The organism is Leifsonia sp. Root227 (genome assembly GCF_001428745.1).
Taxonomy (GTDB): domain Bacteria; phylum Actinomycetota; class Actinomycetes; order Actinomycetales; family Microbacteriaceae; genus Leifsonia.
Window position 1 is genome coordinate 68,509 of sequence record NZ_LMIO01000001.1, and the last position, 20,241, is coordinate 88,749.

The window sequence follows — 20,241 nt, forward strand, 5'->3', positions numbered from 1 at the left end:
AATCGTTACCAGCGGCCGCGCCGAGTCCCCCCAAACGCGCCCTCCGTCCGGACGGAGTTCCCGGGCGTGTGGCGGCCGAATCTCCGTCCGAACGGAGTTCGCAGCGGCGTGTCGCCCCAGGTCTCCTTCCGGACGGAGTCCGCAGCGGCGAGGCGGCCGAATATCCGTCCGAACGGAGTTCTCGACGGCGTGGCGTGCCGGTTCTCCGTCCGAACGGAGCGCGACGCGAGCGGGCCGTGGCGGCGGGGCGCCGTGGCCCGCAGTGGCCACACCGCCGCCGCAACGCAGAGCGGCCGCCGCCCCGAAGGGCGACGGCCGCTGCTAACGCGAGACCTGCGTTGCCTAGTCCGTGGCCGGGTTCGTCTTCGGGCGCTGGGCGCGCAGGGAGGCCGTATCGGCTCCCGGCTCGATCAGTGCGCCGAAGTCGTCGGCCGCGCGGTGGGCGAGGATGCCCGTGTCGAGCTCCTCGTCCGCCTCCGACGCCGCGGTTCCAGCGAGCACGCGCTCGCGGTCCGCCTTGGCGTCTGCGGCGTCCGCCGCGTTGTCCGCTGCCTCCTGCAGGGCCGACTTGGCCCGCAGCGGCGGCGTCTTGAAGAACCAGGTGAGCACGAACGCGATCAGGACCACGATGAGCGCCACCCAGTAGACCTCGATGGCCGACTGGTTGAATCCGACGAGGAACGGCTTCGCGAGCCGCTTGTCAGCGCCGTTCAGGAACGACGTGTCGTCGAGGCTGGCGCTGCCCGTCGCGCCCGACTTCTTCAGCTCGGTCTGCAGGGTCGGCACCGCCTTGTCGACCACCTGCGAGCGCTGGTCGGCGTTCGAGAAGTCGATCGGGGCAGCTGGAACCTGAGCGGCGGCGACATCGGCAGGAACGCCCGTGGCGACGAGCTGCGCGACGCCCGCATCGTGTGCGGCCTTCTGTGCGTTCGCCTCGAGCGGGGTCACGATCTTGTTGTAGATCGTGTCCATGATCTGCTTGTTCTCCGGGGCGCTCGCCACCGAAGGGGTGAGGGCCGCATCCAGAGCGTTCGTCAGGGTGGGCTTGTCGGTCAGCGACGTCTGGATGTTGCCTGGCATCACCGTGAACAGCAGCGACAGCAGCACGGCCGTGCCCAGCGTTCCACCGATCTGACGGAAGAACGTGGATGCACTGGTCGCCACGCCCATGTCCTTCAGGCCGACCGAGTTCTGGCTGGCGATGGTCAGCGTCTGCATGAGCTGGCCGAGGCCGAGGCCGATGAGCAGCATGGCGCCGGCGATGAACCAGTACGAGCTGTCGAACTTGAGGAACGTCAGGTAGAAGAAGCCGCCGGACAGCAGCGCTGTACCGATGATCGGGAACTGCCGGTAGTGCCCGGTGCGCGAGATGATCTGGCCGGACGCGATCGAGGAGATCATCAGACCGAGGATCATCGGGAGCATCTGCAGGCCGGACTCCGTCGGCGTCGCGCCGAGCACGAGCTGCAGGTAGAGCGGCAGGGTCAGCATGGCGCCGAACATCCCGAAACCGACGAACACACCGATGATGGTGGCCATCGAGAACGTGGAGGAACGGAACAGCTTGAGCGGGATGAGCGCGTCGTCCTTCATGGCCATCTCGATGAAGATGAAGGCCAGGATGCCGATGGCGCCGATCACGTAGCAGGCGATGGCGCCTGCGCTGCCCCAGCCCCAGTCACGGCCCTCTTCCGCCACGAGCAGCAGCGGGACGAGCGCGACGACGACAGCGGTCGCGCCCCACCAGTCGATGCGGGCGGAGCCGCGTTCGCGCTTGGGCAGGTGCAGGAACCGCAGCACGATGATGAGCGCGACGACGCCGATCGGCACGTTGATGAGGAACACCCAGCGCCATCCGGCGATCCAGAGGATCTGATTCGCACCGGCGAACAGGCCACCGACCAGCGGGCCGATGAGGCTGGAGATACCGAAGACGGCGAGGAAGTAGCCCTGGTACTTGGCGCGCTCGCGCGGGGCGAGCATGTCGCCCATGATCGCGAGCGGCATCGACATCAGGCCACCGGCGCCGAGGCCCTGGATGGCGCGGAACACCGCGAGCTCGATCATCGAGGTGGAGAACGACGCGGCGAACGAGCCGACGACGAAGATCACGATGGCGAGGATGAACAGCGGGCGCCGACCGAAGATGTCGGAGAGCTTGCCGTAGATCGGTGTGGCGATCGTCGAGACGATCAGGTAGGCCGTGGTGACCCAGGCCTGCTGGCTGAGGCCGTGCAGGTCGTCACCGATCGTGCGGATGGCGGTTCCGACGACGGTCTGGTCGAGTGCTGACAGGAACATTCCGGCCATGAGGCCGAAAATGACGAACAGGATCTGACGGTGCGTCATGATCGCGTTCCTCGGTGCGGCCGGGGCCGCGGATGCTTGGCTTGACATGAATCTCCGAGTCGAGAGTCTGAATGGGGACGCCCGAGCCACGGGAGTCACACCGGTGTGGGGCACAAAAAGAAATTTGCGGAGAGTGCAAAGTTACACCCAGTGCGAGTGTTTCAGCAACGTGAAGTACTTGTCATCTGTAAACGTTCGCCACGGGCGAACGCGAGCGGCCCATCCGCCAGTTCATGCGGATGTATGGACCGAATTCGGCGGACACCTGGCCCCCGCACAGGTCACGCCTAAGAATGAGGCGTACGGTGAATAAAGACCCGAATCCGACGCCCCCATCGATCTGAAGGTCCCATGCGCCGCCAGTCCCGTTCTTCCGCCTCCCGCCGCCTCCTTACTGTGGCGGGCTTCGCCGCAGCCACCGCGCTCGTCCTCACCGGATGCGCCGGAGAGCCGTCGCCGGTCACCAAGGCCGTCGCGGGAGCCGCGTCCCCGACCACGCAGGACACGAGCATCTCGACCATCAAGCCGGCCGCAGGCAGCGTCTCCGGCTCCGGCACGGTCACCATCTCCGGCAGCAACCTCGACGACGTGAAGAGCGTCCAGATCGGCGGCCAGCAGGCCACCGTCACGCACACCAGTGACAGCAAGGTCGTCGCCGTCGTTCCTCCCGCGGCCAACTTCCAGGCCGGGGCAGTGGATGTGGCGCTCACCGGCAAGGACGGCAAGGCCATCGCATCCAGCGACAAGGCGTACGACTACCAGGTGGCCACGCCGGTCGACAAGCAGCTGGCGTACGCGATGACCTACTGGAAGAACTACAACACCGCCGAGTGGGGCGACCTCAACCCGGTCGGCGGCGACTGCGCCAACTTCGTCAGCCAGACTCTGATCGCTCGCGGCTGGCAGATGAACGACGACTGGTACAACAAGAACGCCGCGGCCGACTGGAGCCCGGCCTGGGGCTACGTGCCGGCGATGGATGCGTACTTCCAGGCGAACGCCGCCTCCCTCGGCCTCACGGAGTACCCGCTCGACCAGCGCCAGAACATCAAGGTGGGCGATATCGTGATGTTCGACTGGAACGACAACGACTCCCTCGACCACGTTCAGATCGTCTCAGCGGTCGAGCACGTCGACGGCAAGATCGTGATCAAGATGGTCGGCCACAACGAGGACACCGACTACCGCGACCTCGACAACACGATCACGGTCGAGCACCCGGGCGCAATCGGTCACTTCTGGAGCCTCTCCAAGTAGGCGGCACCGCTGCTCCGCCGCACCTGCACAGGTGCTGGGCAGGTGCTGCGATTCGGCCGTTCGTGCCGGTTCTTCGACCCGGCGACGGGTTAGGCTCAGCGCGTGAAACTGGGGGACCTTCGGACACGCAGAGCGCGTGCGACCGCTGCCGCGCTGCTCGGCGGCGCGCTCATCGTCGTCGCCACCCTCAGCGGATGCGCGACGGGCGGGGCAACGGCGGCCGAGCATCCACGTCGCTCCGGGGCTCCGCACACGAAGCCGCCGCGTCAGGCGCAGTCTCCGACGCCGTCACGCCCGATGCCGACGGTGACGCCGCCTCCGCTGGTCGTCGGCTTCGATAAGACCGCGCAGTCGATCGACGACCCGGCGAGCACCTGGGTCGTCGCCAACAAGGCTCGCGCTCTGAAACCGCAGGAGTACGTGCCTGCGGACCTGGTGTACCCCGAGGTGCGCTACGTGAACCGCCAGCCGATGCGGCAGGAGGTTGCGACGGCGCTGGTGGCCATGTTCGCCGCGGGCAAGGCGGAGGCCGGTCTCGATTTCTCCGTGCAAAGCGCATACCGTTCCTATGACTCGCAGGTGCGGGTGTACAACGACGACGTCGCGAGAAACGGTCAGGCGTTCGCCGACACCGATACGGCCCGGCCTGGGCACAGCGAGCACCAGACCGGCCTGGCGGTGGACATCAGTGCCGTCCCGGCGAAATGCTCCCTCGCCGCGTGCTTCGCGCAGACGCCGCAGGGGGAGTGGCTCGCCGCGAACGCGTGGCGTTTCGGCTTCCTGCTGCGCTACCCGGCCGACAAGGTGCCGGTGACCGGATTCACCTTCGAACCGTGGCACTTCCGCTACATCGGCGTGCCCCTCGCCACCCAGCTGCACACGACCGGCGTGACCACGCTGGAGGAGTTCTTCGGAGTGCCAGGCGGCACGACCTACGGACCGTAACGGCATTTCTTCGCGATGTCGCGTCATCGGCGCGACGATTCCGCGTCTCTTCGGATGACGGCGGCCGGTGGCTGCTGGACGACCCCCGAGCGATGAAGGTACCCGATGATCATGCCGGACGGCGATGCTCCGTACGTGCTGGGCCAGCAGCGCAAGACGCTCGCCGAACTCAGAGCCGAACTCGACAGCGCGCGCACCGAGGCGGCCGAGCCGGCGTCCGCGTCCGCTGTCGAGCGCTGGCGCGCATCCATCGTCGTCGGCGCAGGAGTGGCTGTCGCCGTCGTCGCCCTCCTGGGCCTGATGGCCGCGCTCACCAGCGCGACGGTGTGACCGTGCCCGCGCTCGATCATCCGCTTGTCGGAGAACTGGTCCGTTGGTCTCGCGACGGCAATGTGCTCGTCGGACTGGCGGGCGGATACGTCGACGACTGCGACAGCATCGTGCTGCTCTCCGAGTCGTTGCGCGACCTGAGCGTGCTGGTGCCCGCGATCGAGTGCAGGCTCGCCGGCGCGGCTCGCAGCGGGGAGCTCGTCGACGACGTGCGGACCGCGGCAGAGCGTGACGCCTACCTGCGCGGGCTGGTGGATGCGCGCAGCAGGGTCTCGCTGATCGCCGCGGAACTCGCCATGTCGGGCGACGTGCAGCGATGCGCGGGAGTGGCGAGGGCGTTCGCGGCGCTGGACGAGCTGGTGCGCAAGGAGAGCGGGCAGTAGGGGCGGCGGAGCGCATCCCGGGAGTTGGTCCCTGGGAATTCGCCGAGACCGCATCATGATCGCGTGATGTGATCGTCTCTCCTCCGTTGGGACCGTTCGCCCTCCCGAAGGGGCGCGGTCCGCTGCACCACCTGTACCCGGAGGTTGACACACATGGCGAGAGCGCTCTTCGGCGCGCGACGAGACGTCGCAGGCCGTTCAGACGGAGAGCTCGTTGAGCTGACACGCACCGGCGACCGCGACGCGTACGGCGAACTGTGGCGTCGCCACGCGTCGGCGGGGCTGGCCGTTGCGCGCTCGCACAGCCCGTCCCTCGACGCCGACGACCTGGTCTCCGAGGCGTTCGCCCGCATCTTCAAGGCGATCGAGTCCGGCGGAGGGCCGACGGCCGCCTTCCGGCCCTACCTGTTCACCACCATCAGGAACACCGCTGCCGGCTGGGGGAGGGCACGCCGCGAGATTCCCGTCGACGACGCCGACCTCATCGAGGACCCCCGCTTCAGCGAGGACGCACAACTCGCCGCCCTCGACGGTTCGCTGGCGATGACGGCGTTCCGCACCCTCTCCGCGGAGTGGCAGGAAGTGCTCTGGTACACGGAGGTGGAAGGGCTCGCCCCGCGCGAACTCGCGCCGCTGCTCGGCATCAGCGCCAACTCGGCTGCCGCCCTCGCATACCGGGCGCGCGAAGGTCTCCGGCAGGCGTGGATCCAGGCTCATCTGGCGTCGGTCCCTGCCGACTCGGAGTGCAAGTGGACGATCGACCACCTGGGCGCCCACCTCCGCGGCAAGACCGCCAAGCGCACCAGCGCCCGCATCGAACGCCACCTCGACGGATGCGCGGACTGCACGATGGCGGCCAGGGACGCGGGAGAGGCCAACCGTCAGGTGGGACTCGCCCTGCTGCCGCTTGTCGCGGGCATCGGCGGCGCGGTGGCGTACACGGCGTGGCTGTCGACGAGCGGCGCGGGCGGCGCGGCGTCGGCGGCGACGCTGGGTGGGGTCGGGATGCTCGGCGGGGGTGCCGGGGCGCCGGGAGGTGTTGCGGGCGGGAGTGTTGCGAGCGGGAGTGCTTCGAGCGGGAGCGCTGCGAGCGGGAGCGCTGCGAGCGGCGGTGCAACGAGTGGTGTGGCGGGGGTGGGCGCAGCCGGTAGCACCTCCGGCGCAGCGACGGGCACGGCCGTCCTGGTCGGCGCCGGCCTCGTCGTCGGCGCCATCGTCGTGGCAGGAGTCGCTGTTTTCGCCGCCGTCTCTCACGCTCCGGCGGAGGCGCCGGTCGCAGCGAATACGTCCGCACATTCGTCGTCGCCCGTGTCGCCGCCTGCGGTGAAGCCCGTCGCGTCGCCGAGCGCTCCGCCGACCGCCTCGCCGACGCCCGTGCCCACGGTTCCGGTGCCCGAGGATCCGGCACCGGCCGACCAGTCGGCCTCTGACGGTTCGCAACCCGCGCCGTCGACCTCCAGCCAGAAGGCGCCGACGGCCACCCCGAAGCCGACGACCACCCCGAAGCCGACGGCCACCCCGAAGCCGACGCCCACACCGAAACCGACTTCGACGCCGACGCCGACGCCGACGTCCACGCCGACGCCGACGGCCCCTGCTCCGGTCGTGACGACCGTGGACACGGCGGGCGGCCGCTACTTCCCGATCCTGTCCGGCACCGCCGCGCCGGGCGCGACGGTGACGATCACCGCATCCGCAGGCACGGTCGCGGTCACGGCGGACGCCGGCGGTGCGTGGACATCGCCGCCGATCAGTGACCTCGCCACCGGAACGAGCGCGCTCTCCGTCACCCAGACGGACGCCCAGGGGCGTCTCTCACCAGCCGCATCCGTGACAGTCGCTCTGGACGCGCCCGCGCTCACTCTCGACGGCAGGGGAGACGGAACCAGCCTCACGATCACCGGTGTGCCACGGGCCCGGGTCGAAGGACGCCTCACAACCTCCGGCTCATGGTCCACGCTCGCCCTCGACGGCAGCGGCCGCTGGGAGAGCAGCCTCCCTTGGTGGACAGGGATCGGAACCTGGACCGTGCAGGTCCGCTACGCGGGCGACGATCGCGAGGGCCCGATCGCCTCGGCGTCGCTGAACGGTCACTGAGGCTCGGTCGTCTCGACGCCGCGCGGCGAGCGCTGGGGTTGACCGCGCCCGCCCGCTACGCTCCCGCCAGCGCCTCTGACACGATGCGCTTCGCCTCTTCCTGCACCTCGCGCAGGTTGTCTGCGCCGTCGAAGGACTCGGCGTAGATCTTGTAGACGTTCTCGGTGCCGCTCGGGCGAGCGGCGAACCAGGCCTTCGCCGTTTCGACCTTGACGCCGCCGAGGGCTGCGTCGTTGCCGGGGGCGCGGCTGAGCTTGGCGGTGATCGGCTCGCCGGCGAGCTCGGTGGCGGTGATCGCTTCGCCGTCGAGCTTGGAGAGGGCGGACTTCTCGGCGGGGCTGGCCGGCGCATCCACTCGCTCGTAGACGGGGTCGCCGAACTTGTCGGTGAGCTCCGCGTAGAGCTGGGACGGGGTCTTGCCGGTCACAGCGCGGATCTCACTGGCGAGCAGGGCGAGGAGGATGCCGTCTTTGTCTGTCGTCCAGACCGAGCCGTCGAAGCGGAGGAAACTGGCGCCGGCGCTCTCCTCGCCTCCGAAGCCCACCGAACCGTCGATCAGGCCGGGGACGAACCACTTGAAGCCCACCGGCACCTCCCACAGGCGACGTCCGAGTGACTCGGCCACCTTGTCGATGATCGACGAGGAGACGAGGGTCTTGCCGACCGCTGCGTCCTTCCGCCACTCCGTGCGCGTGCGGTAGAGGTAGTCGATGGCCACCGCGAGGTAGTGGTTGGGGTTCATCAGGCCGCCGTCCGGCGTGACGATGCCGTGCCTGTCGGCGTCTGCGTCGTTTCCGGTGAGGATGTCGTAGTCGTCTTTGTGCGCGAGCACCGACGCCATCGCGGACGGACTGGACGGGTCCATCCGGATCTTGGAGTCCCAATCGAGGGTCATGAAGCTCCAGGTGGGGTCCACCGTGGGGTTCACGACCGTGAGGTCGAGGTCGTAGCGCTCTGCGATGGCCGCCCAGTAGTTGACGCTCGCCCCGCCGAGCGGGTCGGCGCCGATGTGGATGCCGCTGTCGCGGATCGCCTTCACGTCGATGATGTTCTCGAGGTCGTCGACATACGTTCCACGGAAGTCGTACGTCTCCACCGCGCTCGGCTCGCTCATGCGCACGCCGCGCAGCTCGTCGGCGATGAGCTCGTTGGCGCGGTTGGCGATCCAGCTCGTCGCATCCGTGTCGGCAGGGCCGCCGTGCGGCGGGTTGTACTTGAAGCCGCCGTCCGCCGGCGGGTTGTGGCTCGGGGTGACGACGATGCCGTCCGCCTGATCCGAGTGCCCTGCCCTGTTGTAGCGCAGGATGGCGTGCGACAGCGCGGGCGTCGGCACCCAGTCGTCGAACTCGTCGACCAGCACGCGCACCTCGTTGCCGACGAGCACGGCGAGGGCCGTGGTCGTCGCGTACTCGCTCAGCGCGTGCGTGTCCGCACCGAGGAACAGCGGCCCCGTGATGCCCTGGGAGGCGCGGTACTCCACGATGGCCTGCGTGGTGGCGGCGATGTGGTTCTCGTTGAACGCCGTGTTCAACGAACTGCCGCGGTGACCGGACGTTCCGAACACCACCCTCTGCTCCGGGATGCTCACATCCGGCTTCAGCTCGTAGTACGCGCGCCGGAGCGCATCGACGTCGACCAGGTCGGAGGCCTGTGCGGGGGTGCCAGCTCGTTCGTTCATGGCACCCATCCTTCCACTCGGGATGCGTTGCGCCAGCGGGGAACACAAGGTTGTGGAGAACTTCATTCCGTGGAGAAAGGGGTTGGCTAAGCTGATCGCCATGCCAGACGCCGTCGATCCCGCCGAGCCCACCGCCGAACTGCCAGCGTCCGTCGACGAGGTCTACAGCTTCCTCGGGCCGTCCGGCACGTTCACCGAGGCGGCGCTCGCCCAGGTGCCGGAGGCGCGCGGCAAGCACTGGCGCTCGGTCAACAACGTCGGCGAAGCGCTCGCCGACGTGGTCTCCGGCCGCAGCGTCGCCGCGATGATCGCGATCGAGAACTCCATCGAGGGCGGTGTCTCCGTCGCTCAGGATGCGCTTGCCACCGTTCCCGGGCTGCGGATCGTCGGCGAATACCTCGTTCCCGTCAACTTCGTGCTGGTGGCCAGGCCGGGCACGACGCTCGCCGACGTGAAGACGATCAACGCGCATCCCGTGGCGTACGCCCAGTGCCACCTGTGGCTGGATGAGCACCTGCCGGCGCACGGGCACCTGCCGGCGTCGAGCAACGTCGCGGCCGCCGCGTCGCTGTTCGAGGGCAGCACGGCGGACGCGGCCATCGCCCCGCCAGGCATCGTCGACCACCACGACGTCACGGTGCTCGCGGAGAACATCGGCGACAACCCGAACGCGGTCACCCGGTTCGTCCTCGTCAGCACGGAGCGGAGCGTCCCCGCGCCGACCGGGGCGGACAAGACCAGCCTCATCGCCGAACTGCCGGACGACCGGCCAGGCTCCCTCCTCGACCTGCTGGAGCAGTTCTCCACCAGGGGCATCAACCTGAGCCTCATCGAGTCCCGCCCGATCGGCGACGCCCTCGGCCGCTACCGGTTCGTGATCGACGCGGACGGCCACATCCACGACGAACGGGTGGCGGATGCGCTGCTCGGCCTCCGCCGGTTCAGCCCGGCCGTCATCTTCCTCGGCTCGTACCCGCGCGCGGACAAGGTCTCGGTCGACTACGACCGCAGATACCGCGACGAGGTGTTCACGGAGGCGCGCGACTGGCTCGCGTCGCTGACGACGCCGGTCGCGGACGTTGCGACGACCACGGACGCCACGCCGGCCGAGGGGTAGGCTGCCAGCCAGAAGAGTTGTGAGTTCCGAGCGAGGAGCAGACACGATGGCCGTGGACGACGCGAACCGGGACACCGCCGCGCGCGACTTCGACCCGCGCTACGACCCGGCGTTCCAGCGGGGGTACCAGCCCAAGCCGGGCGAGCGGCCGCGCACGAGGGTGCGTGATGCGTCGGCGGGAGCGACTGCGCCAGTCGCTCCTCGGGCTCCGACGCCGTTCGAACGGCCGGCCCAGCGCCCCGTCGAGCGCGCCGCCGCTGCGACGGCGACAGCAGCCGACCCCGCACCGGCCTGGCCGCCCGCCCAGCCGAGGGCAGCGACGTCACCCTCGACCTCGGCAGCGTCCGCCTCCTCGGTCACGGAGGCATCCACATCCCGTGCCGTCGTCGCCTCCGACTCCTGGGAGACGGAGGTCGAACGCGAGCGCGCCGACGCCGAACTCGCGGCGTTCGGCCCCACGACGCCAGGGGTGATCCCTGTGCGCGGGGGCGGCATGCTCGAGACGATCGACTTCTCCCCGCGCCGCAATCGCGCTGTGCTCACTCTGTGGCTGGTCGGCGGCGGCCTGGTAGCCCTCGGCATCGTCCTCTATGTGATGTCGGTCTTCACCTCGTACACGAATACGAGCGCGACGTCCGGTGCCGACGTGTCCGGGCTCGTCTTCAGCCAACTGGGGTGGATGCTCGCCGGTCCCCTCATCACGGTCGGCCTCGCCACTCTCATGGTGCTGCTGGGGCTGACGCTGCTGTCCTCGCGTCGCCCGCCCGCAGCAATCGAGTCCGAAGTAAATCCGGCGACACGCCGCCCGGAGGACTGAACAACTCCGGACTCGATGGCGGGTGAGGCGGGTCAGGCGGGCACGCGGACGCGGAGGGCCTGGTGGTCGACGGTGAGGCCGACAGCGACCACGTCGCCGAACCCGTCGCCGTCCAGCTCGAACGGTTCAGGCCGCTCCACGGTCAGGCGCACGGACGCGCCGCGAAGATAGGTCAGCTCCGTGCGGATGGCGCGGTCGGTGAAGCGGATGATCTTCTGGCCGACGGCGCTGCGGCGAAGAACACGGTTCTCCCAGGTGACCTTGCGCCAGATCAGCAGCCAGCCGAACAGCGACTTCGGCTGCAGCACCGCGATGTCGAGGGCGCCGTCGTCGACGGCTGCGTCCGGGATGAGTTCGATGTTGCCAGGCAGGCTGCCGCAGTTGGCGACGAGGATCGTGCTCACTCTCGCCGTGCGCGTGGTCCCCTCGTCGAGCGTGTACCCGACGCGGACCTTCTGTGCCTTGGGGAGGGCGCGGAAGCCCGCATCCACGTATGCCAGCCAGCCGAGGCGGCGTTTCAGCCGGGGGCGGGTGTTGGCGATCATCGTCGCGTCGATGCCGAGCCCCGCCATCACGAGGAACACGTGCTCGTGGATTCCGCCGTCCTTCGCCGTGATGGATGCGACCCCCAGGTCGATCGGCCGCGTGGCGCCCCCGAACGCCACAGCGCAGGCGTCCTCCAGGCGCGTGAACGGGATGCCGACGTTGCGGGCAAGCAGGTTGCCTGTCCCGGACGGGATGATCGCCAGGTCGGCGTCCCTGTCGCGCAGCGCCTCCGCGACGGCGCGCACGGTGCCGTCGCCTCCCGCGGCCAGGACGAGCGTCGCTCCGGCTGCCAGCGCATCCCGTGTCTGCTGCTGGCCGCCCTCGGCCTCCGTCGTCTCGAGCCAGAGGACGTCGCGGACGCCGGCGCCCGAAGCGGCGGCGGCGACGGCCGACTTCAGCCGGGCGACGTCCACCTTGATGGGGTTGTAGACGACCGCAGCCTGCGCGGCGGTCCCCGCTCCCCGATCGTTCACGAAGCTCACGCTACCTGTTTCCACGGCGAACGCCCCGAACGTCCAGCGCCGCCTCGATAAGCTGAACCCGTGATCGATCCAGTTCTTCTCCGTGAGCACCCCGACGTCATCAAGCGTTCGCAGGAGGCCAGGGGCGATTCCGTCGAGGTCGTCGACGAGGCGCTGCAGGCCGACAAGGAGCGTCGCGCGTCCATCTCGGCGTTCGAGGAGCTACGCGCTGAGCAGAACGCCTTCGGCAAGAGGGTGGCCGCCGCTCCCAAGGACGAGAAGAAGGAGCTGGTCGCGCAGGCGCAGAGCCTCGCCGGCCGGGTGAAGGAGGCGCAGGCCGCCGCGAACGAGGCGGAGAAGCGCTTCGACGACGTGCTCCGTCGCATCGGCAACCCGATCATCGACGGCGTCCCATCGGGCGGCGAGGACGACTACGTGCTCGTCAAGACGGTCGGTGAGAAGCCGACGTTCGACTTCGAGCCGCGCGATCACCTGGAGCTCGGCGAACTGCTCGGCGCCATCGACATGGCCCGCGGCGCCAAGGTCTCCGGTGCACGCTTCTCCTACCTGCGCGGCGTCGGCGCCCGCCTCGAACTCGCCATCATGAACATGGCGCTCGACAAGGCGGTCGGCGCCGGGTTCATCCCGATGATCACGCCGACGCTGGTCAAGCCCGAGATCATGCAGGGCACCGGCTTCCTCGGCGCGCACGCCGACGAGATCTACTACCTGCCGGCCGACGACCTCTATCTCACCGGAACGAGCGAGGTGGCGCTCGCCGGATACCACGCCGATGAGATCGTGGATGTGACGGAGCCGCTGCGCTACGCCGGCTGGTCCACCTGCTACCGCAGAGAGGCGGGCTCGGCGGGCAAGGACACCCGAGGCATCATCCGGGTGCACCAGTTCAACAAGCTCGAGATGTTCGTCTACACGCTCCCGGAGGAGGCAGAGGCCGAGCACGCTCGCCTGCTGCAGTACCAGGAGGAGATGCTGCAGGCCCTCGGGCTCAGCTACCGCGTGATCGACACGGCCGCAGGCGACCTGGGGTCGAGCGCCGCCCGCAAGTTCGACGTGGAGGCGTGGGTGCCGACGCAGGATGCGTACCGCGAGCTCACGTCCACCTCCAACTGCACCACATTCCAGGCCCGCCGCCTCGACATCCGGTATCGCACGGAGAGCGGCAAGACGAGCCCTGTCGCCACCCTCAACGGCACCCTCGCCACGACGCGCTGGATCGTCGCCCTGCTGGAGACGCACCAGCGCGCCGACGGCTCGGTGGTCGTGCCGGAGGCGCTGCGCCCATACCTGGGCGGCCTCGACATCCTGGAACCGATCGCACGGTGAGCGCCGCCGACCAGGCCGACGACGGCCGCCTGCTGATCGCGCTCGACGTCGACGGCACTCTGATCCACGAGGACGAGACGATCGGCGCCGCTGTCCGGGATGCCGTCGCCCGCGTCCGCGACGCCGGCCACGAGGTCATGCTCGCCACCGGCCGCAGCTGGGAGACCGCGAGAGGCATCCACTCGACGTTCGGGCTGACCAGCGAATACGTGGTCTGCGCGAACGGCGCTCTCACGATGCAACGCGACGACACCGTCGATGAGGGTTACCGCCGCGAGTTCGTCGAGGTGTTCGACCCGACAGAGGTGCTGGAGACCATCCGCCCATATCTGCCGAGCGGCAGCTTCATGGTCGAGGACGCGACCGGGTTCCGCCGCTACACGGAGGGCATGACCGACTGGGAGCTGGTGAACGCGGTGCAGGTCTCCTTCGAGGAGCTCTCTGCGCATCCCGCCACCCGCGTCGTGGTCGTCTCGCCGCAGCACGACGAGGACGAGTTCCTCGACATCGTGGAGCGGATGGGCCTGCACAAGGTGAGCTACTCGATCGGCTGGACAGCGTGGCTGGACATCGCACCGGACGGTGTCAACAAGGCCACGGCGCTGGAGCGCGTGCGTCAGCAGCTCGGCATCCCGCTGTCGCGCGTGGTGGCGGTCGGCGACGGCAGGAACGACATCGACATGCTCACCTGGGCGGCGCAGGAGGGCCTCGGCGTCGCGATGGGTCAGGCCCCCGATGACGTCAAAGCGGTGGCGAACCGGGTGACGGAGCCGGTGGTCGAGGACGGCCTCGCGCAGCTGCTCGACTCCCTCTGATCGACGTTCCCGCGTGGCTCTGATCGACGTTCCGTCGTGGCGCTGATCAGCATTTCCGGCGTGGCTGTCCAGAGGTTTGCCAGGGTGATCTGTAAATCTGGAGGGTAGTGCGCGCCGATTCTGAGCGCGCAAAACCCCTGATTTCATCGAAGGAAGTGAATGAGCGAGTTGCCCACCCGCGCCCAGGCGCGTGCGAAAGAAGTGTCGGCCGGTCCGAGCATCGCACGCCACGGTCGGCTCAAGCAGCGCCACCCGCTCCGCTTCCTGCTCGGGATGCTCGCGGCGATCGTCGCCGTGGTCGGCGTGAGCACCGCATCCGTCGCCGCATACGCGGTGTGGGATGTGGCAGCCGGTCTCAAGCCGTCGGTGAAGCTGGTCGACGCGAAGGGCAAAGAGGTCGTGCCGCAGGTCGGCGCGATGAACGGCGCGTTCAACGTGCTCCTGGCCGGCAGCGACAGCGGTGGAGGCAACGCAGCATACGGTGAGCGCGGCGAGGTCCTGAACGACGTGACGATGCTGCTCCACGTCTCCGCCGACCACAAGACCGCGACGGTCATCAGCTTCCCCCGCGACATGTACGTGTCCATCCCGTCCTGCCCAGACCCCAAGGGCGGCAGCTTCGACGCGATGAGCAAGCAGAAGATCAACAACACCCTGAGCTACGGCGGCCTCGCCTGCACGGTTCTCACCGTGCAGAAGCTGACCGGCCTCGACATCCCGTACGCGGGCGTCATCGAGTTCGACGGCGTGATCGAGATGTCCAACGCGGTCGGCGGCGTTCCCGTCTGCGTGGCGGGCGACATCAACGACCCGTACACCGGCCTGGATGTGAAGGCCGGCCAGAACACGCTCGAGGGCCAGCAGGCGCTCGCCTTCCTCCGCACCCGCCACGGCGTCGGCGACGGCTCCGACCTCGGCCGCATCAGCAACCAGCAGGTCTTCCTTTCGTCGCTCGTGCGCACCATCAAGAGCTCGGACACTCTCGCCAACCCGGTGAAGGTCTACGGCCTCGCGAAGGCGGCGACCACCAACATCGAGCTCTCCGAGAGCCTGAACAACGTGACCACGATCGCCTCGATGGCGGCGGCGCTGAAGAACATCGACCTCAGCCAGATGGTGTTCGTGCAGTACCCCAACCACTACGAGGGCGACGGCGTCGCGCCGAGCACAGACGCGGCGGACACGCTGATGACCGCGCTGAAGAACGACCAGCCGATCACGCTCACCGGCGACACGGGTGTCGGCTCCGAGGCGGACCCGAACGCGCCGGCAACGGGCACCCCGGCCACGGGCGCACCGGCAACGGGCGCTCCGGCGACCGGCACGCCGTCGACGGACGCTCCGACGCAGTCGACCTCCGGGTCCGTCGACCTCCCGTCGGACGTCCACGGTCAGACCGCCAACCAATACACCTGCTCCAAGCCGTACTCCGACTAGGCGCGCGGCACGGTATGCGCGGGGCCGTGCCAGGCGCGCATCCCCTCGTCCGTTAGAATCGGGCGACGCCGGTTTGCGCCGGCGCCAGGAGGGCTGTCCGAGCGGCCGATGGAGCCAGTCTTGAAAACTGGTGGGCAGAAATGTCTCGTGGGTTCGAATCCCACGCCCTCCGCCACCGTCGAAGGCGCCATCGCCGCCCGAGTCGATGCTCGTACAACCCCAGCGGCCGATACGGCCAGGTCTCGTGCCCTGCAGTCCTGCCGGCACTACGCCGCGGTCGGCCGGTACCACTCCTCATCGATCGTCGCCAGGCGGGAGGGGCTCACCTCGTCGCCGGTCGTGAAGAACCGTTGGAACGACATCAGGAGCGGCTGCCAGCGCAGCGGGTCGATGCGGTCCGGATGCCCGTGCATCCGGATCTCCTCGTGCACGTGGACGCGCGAGACGGCCACCTCGGCGAGGATGATGCTTCCCGCCTCTGCCGGATCGTCTCGTTTCAGCTCGTGCACGTGCATGACCGCACCCTCCATCGTGGCCGGACATTCGGCGACGCGCGGGGGTGCCACGGTTTCGGATGCGGTGGGCGTGAGCCCGGCGTGCGCGAACTTGTCCCGCACATGTCGGTAGCCGACCGCCGCTTTGCGCGGTGGAACGGGATCGCGGCCGGTGGTCAGAGCAAGCCGGTCGACGGCGTCGACGAGCCGGGCGTCCGGAAGATTGATCACGCATTCGCGCGTGGAGGCCAGGTTCCGGCCCGTCTGCGAACGAGCGGCGATCCCGAGAACCGCCCGATGCCCGAGCCAGAAGATCGATGAGATCGGGGCGAGGTTCGGGATCCCGTCCGCATCGAGTGTGCTGATCAGGGCGACGGGGGTCCCGAAGTAGAGGATGGCTGGATCGATGGCGACGTGGGTGCTGGTCACGGAGAGGTCCTTCGGTAGGGGTACAGGTTTGGAGCCGTTGCGGTGCACGTGGCACGGTCGGTGTGCGTTGCTCGACCGCACGTCTCCATCCTTCGATCGTCCGTACCCCGATGCTCGCGGATTCCGGACGTCGCGTCAGCCGAACCGCCCGCAGCGGGCTGCCATAGTCGCGGGAGTGCGGTGCCGGCGAGTCAGTGCATCGACGGCCATCTTCTCCGCGCGGTGGAGTGCGTCTGGATTCGGGGTATTCGTGGCCGACGCTGAGGGGCCGGCCGGCGGCCGGACGCGCAGACTCGAAAGCGAGCAGGTCCGCTGCCATCCGCATCCACTGGAGGAGAAGCTGTGTCCACCGAAGTCATCGCCGGGGTCGTGGTCCCCGACAGCAGCCTGGTCGCCGACGCGACCGAGCTGGTCCGCACCACCACGCCGGAACTCATCTTCAACCACTCCAGGCGGGTCTTCCTGTTCGGGTCGCTTCAGGCGGCGCGTGCCGGGTTGCGGCCGGATGCGGAGCTCCTCTACGTCGCCGCCCTGTTCCACGATCTCGGGCTCGTCCCGCCCTATCGCGGCGACCAGCAGCGCTTCGAACTGGATGGCGCTGACCAGGCGCGCGCCTTCCTCGCCTCGCACGGGTTCAGCGCCGCCGACGCCGAGCAGGTCTGGACGGCCATCGCGCTGCACACGACTCCGGAGGTACCGTGGCGCATGGCACCTGTCATCGCGGCCACCACAGCGGGAGTAGAGACCGACGTGCTCGGCCTGCGGCTGGATGCGCTCACCGAGGACGAGATCGCGGCCGTCGTGGCGGCGCATCCCCGCCCGCAGTTCAAGGAGCGCATCCTGGCTGCCTTCACCGACGGCTTCGCCGAGCGACCCGATTCGACCTTCGGCACCGTGAACGCCGATGTGCTCGAGCACTTCGTGCCAGGCTTCCGCCGGACGGACTTCGTCGAGGTCATCCAGAACTCCGCGTGGCCGGAGTGATGCGGCGCTCGGATCCCCACCGAGCACAGCACACATCCGAGAAAGGCGAACAGGAAGGACGCTCATGAAAGCGATCACGGTGGTGGACAAGGCCCAGGGCGTCGCGGGCATGACGCTGACGCAGCGGCCCGAGCCGCACGCAGCCGAGAACGACGTCATCGTCGAGGTGAGGGCCGCCGGCTTCACCCCTGGTGAACTGGACTGGCCGGCGACCTGGGCCGACCGCGCCGGCCGCGACCGCAGTCCCAGCATCCCCGGGCACGAACTCGCCGGCGTCGTCACACAGCTCGGCTACGGGACGACCGGCCTCACGGTCGGTCAGCGCGTGTTCGGGTTCGCCGACTGGGCGCGCGACGGGTCGCTAGCAGAGCAGGTCGCGGTGGAGGCGCGGAACCTCGCTCCTCTGCCGGCGGACATCGGCTTCGTCACCGCGGCCAGCCTTCCCATCTCCGGCCTCACCGCGTGGCAGGGGCTTTTCGAACATGGGCGCCTCCAGGCCGGTCAGACCGTGGTCGTCAACGGCGTCGCCGGTGGGGTCGGATCGGAGGCGGCTCAGCTGGCCGCCGGCGAGGGCGCCTTTGTGGTCGGCATCGGCCGACCCGCGCACCGTCAGCGCGCGACAGAGGCGGGCGTGCACCGATTCGTCGAGACGACGGGAGACTGGTCGCAGGCTGTGGGGGAAGCCGACCTGGTGTTCGATGTCATCGGCGGCGAGATCGGCGCCCGTTCGGCCGGACTGGTGCGCGACGGCGGCACATTTGTCACGATCGCCGCGCCTCCGCCCGTTCAGCGTCCAGGCGTCACCGCCGTGTTCTTCGTGGTGGAGCCCGAACGGCGGCAGCTGAACGAACTCGCTCGGCGGGTGCGCGACGGCCGGCTCCGCACCTTCGTCGGCGATGTGGTCTCGCTGGATGACGCCGCGGGCGCGTTCCTCAACGGCAGCGGCGGCAACGGCAAGACGATCGTGCGGGTCAGCGAGGGCTGAACGCCGGCCCATCCTCCGAATCGTCCGGCTGGGAGGTGCGGAATCGGCGCTGGTACGCGGCGGGAGAGATCCCGAGCTCGCGGGAGAACACTCTCCGCAGACTCTCATAGCTCGGGAAGCCCGCCCGCTCGGCGGCTTGCGTCGCGTTGTAGCCCTGGTCGAGAAGCGATCGCGCGATGTCGAAGCGGATCGACTCCACGTACCGCGTCGGCGTTGTCGACAGCTCGTCGCGGAATAGCCGGCTGAGATGCCGCGTGCTCACGTTCAGGTGCTCGGCGAGCTCGGCCTGGGTGTGGCGCGCCGTCGGATCGGCGACGACCAGATCCACGATCCGCCGGAGCGCCGGCGTCCGTGGGGGCGCACCCTGCAGGGGCGCCGAGAACTGCGACTGGCCTCCCGCCCGCTGCAGGTAGACGACGAGGGCGCGCGCGACGTCGCGTGAGAGATTCGCCCCGTAGTCCTCCTCGACCAGCGCGAGCGCGAGGTCGATGCCCGCGCTCACACCGGCCGACGTGTATGTCTCGCCGTCGCGCACGTAGATGGCGTCGAGATCCACCGCGGTCTGCGGGTAGCGGGAGGCGAGCGCCTGGGCGACCTTCCAGTGCGTGGTCGCGCGCTTTCCGTCGAGGAGGCCGGCCTCGGCCAGGATGAACGCGCCGGTGCAGATCGAGGCCAGACGGCGCGTCCTGACCGACAGCGTCCGCACCGCATCCGCAAGGGGAGAGGGGACGCGAGTGCTCGGGTATGCGTCCGCCCCGGCGACGATGACGGTGTCGGCGTCGGCCGCCAGCTCGGCGTCGCCGTCGACGGCGACCCGGATGCCGACCGACGTGATCACATCCGCGCCGTCGGGGGAGATGAGCGTGATCCGGTAATCGGCGCCGAGTCGGTTCGCCTCGCCGAAGACGTCAGCCGGGCCGGCGACGTCGAGGAGTTTGGCGCCGTCGTACACCAGGATCACGACCGTGCGGCCGACGGGGTCCGTTTCCGGGTGGTTCATGGCCGGCCGCAGGCAGCGGCGGGAGGCCGCACGCTGGCACCGTGGATGGTGGACGCACGGTCCGCATCCACACCCGAGGAGCATGACATGTCGAGAATTATCGCAGGCGTAGAGATCCCGAGCACCCCTGGCGCCCGGGCGGCGGAACGGCTCGTGCGAAGCCAGAGCAGCGCTCCGCTGTTCGACCACTCGCTCCGCGTGTTCCTGTTCGGATCGCTGCGCGCCAGGGCGCGCGGGCTCGAACCCGACCGGGAACTGCTCTTCCTCGCGTCGCTGTTCCACGACAGCGGACTGCTCGTGCCGCCGTCTCCGACGCCACAACGATTCGAAGTGGATGGCGCCGACCTCGCTCGCGAGTTCCTCGCTGCCGAGGGCTACTCCGCCTCAGCCGCGGAGACCGTCTGGCAGGCGATCGCGCTGCACACCACGCCAGAGATCCCGGGCAGGATGGGCCCCGAAATCGCCGCAACCAACCTCGGCGTGCTCACAGACGCTGTCGGACTCGGCGTCGATGAACTGGACCAGGAGGCGATCGAGGAGATCCTCCGGGCGTACCCGCGCGACGACTTCAAGCTCGGGTTCCTCGCGACGTTCCACGAGGGACTCAAACACCGGCCGGGCACGACATACGGCACCATCAACGCCGACATCCTGGAGCACTTCGAGCCAGGGTTCCGCCGCGGCAGCATGGTCGATCGCGTCCTGTCGGCGTGGGAGCCGGCATGAAGCCCGTCCGGCGCGCCGAGGGCGGGCTGGTTACCCTAGGGCTG

At 69.1% G+C, this 20,241-nt stretch carries 18 protein-coding genes and 1 tRNA gene; 14 read left to right on the forward strand and 5 right to left on the reverse strand.

Going from position 1 to position 20,241, the window contains the following annotated elements:
* Positions 1 to 342 precede the first annotated feature (342 nt).
* Complete coding sequence (locus tag ASE16_RS00320) at positions 343 to 2,349, reverse strand: MDR family MFS transporter (RefSeq protein WP_235500104.1); 2,007 nt, start codon at positions 2,347 to 2,349, stop codon at positions 343 to 345.
* Between the two features lie 396 nt (positions 2,350 to 2,745).
* Between ASE16_RS00320 and ASE16_RS00325 the strand changes: the two genes are divergently transcribed.
* The 5 genes from ASE16_RS00325 (at position 2,746) to ASE16_RS00345 (ending at position 7,361) form a co-directional block, all read left to right on the forward strand.
* Positions 2,746 to 3,606, forward strand: coding sequence for a DUF1287 domain-containing protein (locus tag ASE16_RS00325; protein ID WP_235500112.1), 861 nt, complete (start codon positions 2,746 to 2,748; stop codon positions 3,604 to 3,606).
* Positions 3,607 to 3,708: 102 nt separating this feature from the next.
* Entirely contained in the window at positions 3,709 to 4,551 is an 843-nt protein-coding gene (locus ASE16_RS00330) for a M15 family metallopeptidase (RefSeq protein ID WP_235500115.1), read from the forward strand.
* A 111-nt stretch (positions 4,552 to 4,662) separates the two neighbouring features.
* Complete coding sequence (locus ASE16_RS00335; protein WP_157479952.1) at positions 4,663 to 4,881, forward strand: hypothetical protein; 219 nt, start codon at positions 4,663 to 4,665, stop codon at positions 4,879 to 4,881.
* A 2-nt stretch (positions 4,882 to 4,883) separates the two neighbouring features.
* Positions 4,884 to 5,264, forward strand: coding sequence for a hypothetical protein (locus ASE16_RS00340; protein WP_157479954.1), 381 nt, complete (start codon positions 4,884 to 4,886; stop codon positions 5,262 to 5,264).
* A gap of 153 nt (positions 5,265 to 5,417) precedes the next feature.
* Positions 5,418 to 7,361 (forward strand): sigma-70 family RNA polymerase sigma factor, encoded by a 1,944-nt coding sequence (locus ASE16_RS00345; protein WP_055889119.1) that lies wholly within the window; start codon positions 5,418 to 5,420, stop codon positions 7,359 to 7,361.
* Between the two features lie 55 nt (positions 7,362 to 7,416).
* On the opposite strand, the gene pgm is transcribed toward ASE16_RS00345, so the two are convergent.
* Entirely contained in the window at positions 7,417 to 9,039 is a 1,623-nt protein-coding gene (pgm, locus tag ASE16_RS00350) for a phosphoglucomutase (alpha-D-glucose-1,6-bisphosphate-dependent) (RefSeq protein WP_055889121.1), read from the reverse strand.
* Positions 9,040 to 9,139: 100 nt separating this feature from the next.
* Between pgm and pheA the strand changes: the two genes are divergently transcribed.
* Positions 9,140 to 10,156: a prephenate dehydratase gene (gene pheA, locus ASE16_RS00355; RefSeq protein WP_055889124.1), complete on the forward strand. Its 1,017-nt coding sequence runs from the start codon at positions 9,140 to 9,142 to the stop codon at positions 10,154 to 10,156.
* Positions 10,157 to 10,202: 46 nt separating this feature from the next.
* Positions 10,203 to 10,973, forward strand: a complete 771-nt coding sequence (locus ASE16_RS00360) for a hypothetical protein (protein WP_055889127.1) — start codon at positions 10,203 to 10,205, stop codon at positions 10,971 to 10,973.
* Positions 10,974 to 11,005: 32 nt separating this feature from the next.
* Here ASE16_RS00360 and ASE16_RS00365 read toward each other — a convergent pair whose 3' ends face one another.
* Positions 11,006 to 11,992, reverse strand: coding sequence for a diacylglycerol/lipid kinase family protein (locus tag ASE16_RS00365; RefSeq protein WP_055891335.1), 987 nt, complete (start codon positions 11,990 to 11,992; stop codon positions 11,006 to 11,008).
* 69 nt (positions 11,993 to 12,061) lie between these two features.
* Between ASE16_RS00365 and serS the strand changes: the two genes are divergently transcribed.
* The 4 genes from serS to ASE16_RS00385 all read left to right on the forward strand — a co-directional run bounded on the left by serS (position 12,062) and on the right by ASE16_RS00385 (position 15,754).
* A complete protein-coding gene (gene serS / locus ASE16_RS00370; protein WP_055889130.1) occupies positions 12,062 to 13,327 on the forward strand; it encodes a serine--tRNA ligase in 1,266 nt (421 codons plus the stop codon).
* Positions 13,324 to 14,142 carry an HAD family hydrolase gene (locus ASE16_RS00375; RefSeq protein ID WP_055889134.1) on the forward strand — a complete coding sequence of 273 codons (819 nt, stop codon included), beginning with the start codon at positions 13,324 to 13,326 and terminating at the stop codon, positions 14,140 to 14,142. The genes serS and ASE16_RS00375 overlap by 4 nt, the downstream gene beginning before the upstream one ends.
* A gap of 159 nt (positions 14,143 to 14,301) precedes the next feature.
* Positions 14,302 to 15,579, forward strand: a complete 1,278-nt coding sequence (locus ASE16_RS00380; RefSeq protein ID WP_055889137.1) for an LCP family protein — start codon at positions 14,302 to 14,304, stop codon at positions 15,577 to 15,579.
* Positions 15,580 to 15,666: 87 nt separating this feature from the next.
* Positions 15,667 to 15,754, forward strand: a tRNA-Ser gene (locus ASE16_RS00385).
* Between the two features lie 91 nt (positions 15,755 to 15,845).
* On the opposite strand, the gene ASE16_RS00390 is transcribed toward ASE16_RS00385, so the two are convergent.
* Positions 15,846 to 16,502 (reverse strand): flavin reductase family protein, encoded by a 657-nt coding sequence (locus tag ASE16_RS00390; protein WP_055889140.1) that lies wholly within the window; start codon positions 16,500 to 16,502, stop codon positions 15,846 to 15,848.
* Positions 16,503 to 16,844: 342 nt separating this feature from the next.
* On the opposite strand from ASE16_RS00390, the gene ASE16_RS00395 reads away from it, so the two are divergent.
* Positions 16,845 to 17,486, forward strand: coding sequence for an HD domain-containing protein (locus ASE16_RS00395; protein WP_055889144.1), 642 nt, complete (start codon positions 16,845 to 16,847; stop codon positions 17,484 to 17,486).
* Positions 17,487 to 17,550: 64 nt separating this feature from the next.
* A complete protein-coding gene (locus tag ASE16_RS00400) occupies positions 17,551 to 18,471 on the forward strand; it encodes an NADP-dependent oxidoreductase (RefSeq protein WP_055889146.1) in 921 nt (306 codons plus the stop codon).
* Here ASE16_RS00400 and ASE16_RS00405 read toward each other — a convergent pair.
* Positions 18,458 to 19,471 (reverse strand): GlxA family transcriptional regulator, encoded by a 1,014-nt coding sequence (locus ASE16_RS00405; protein ID WP_055889149.1) that lies wholly within the window; start codon positions 19,469 to 19,471, stop codon positions 18,458 to 18,460. The genes ASE16_RS00400 and ASE16_RS00405 overlap by 14 nt on opposite strands.
* An 87-nt stretch (positions 19,472 to 19,558) precedes the next feature.
* On the opposite strand from ASE16_RS00405, the gene ASE16_RS00410 reads away from it, so the two are divergent.
* Positions 19,559 to 20,197 carry an HD domain-containing protein gene (locus ASE16_RS00410; protein ID WP_055889152.1) on the forward strand — a complete coding sequence of 213 codons (639 nt, stop codon included), beginning with the start codon at positions 19,559 to 19,561 and terminating at the stop codon, positions 20,195 to 20,197.
* Positions 20,198 to 20,241: the final 44 nt, after the last annotated feature.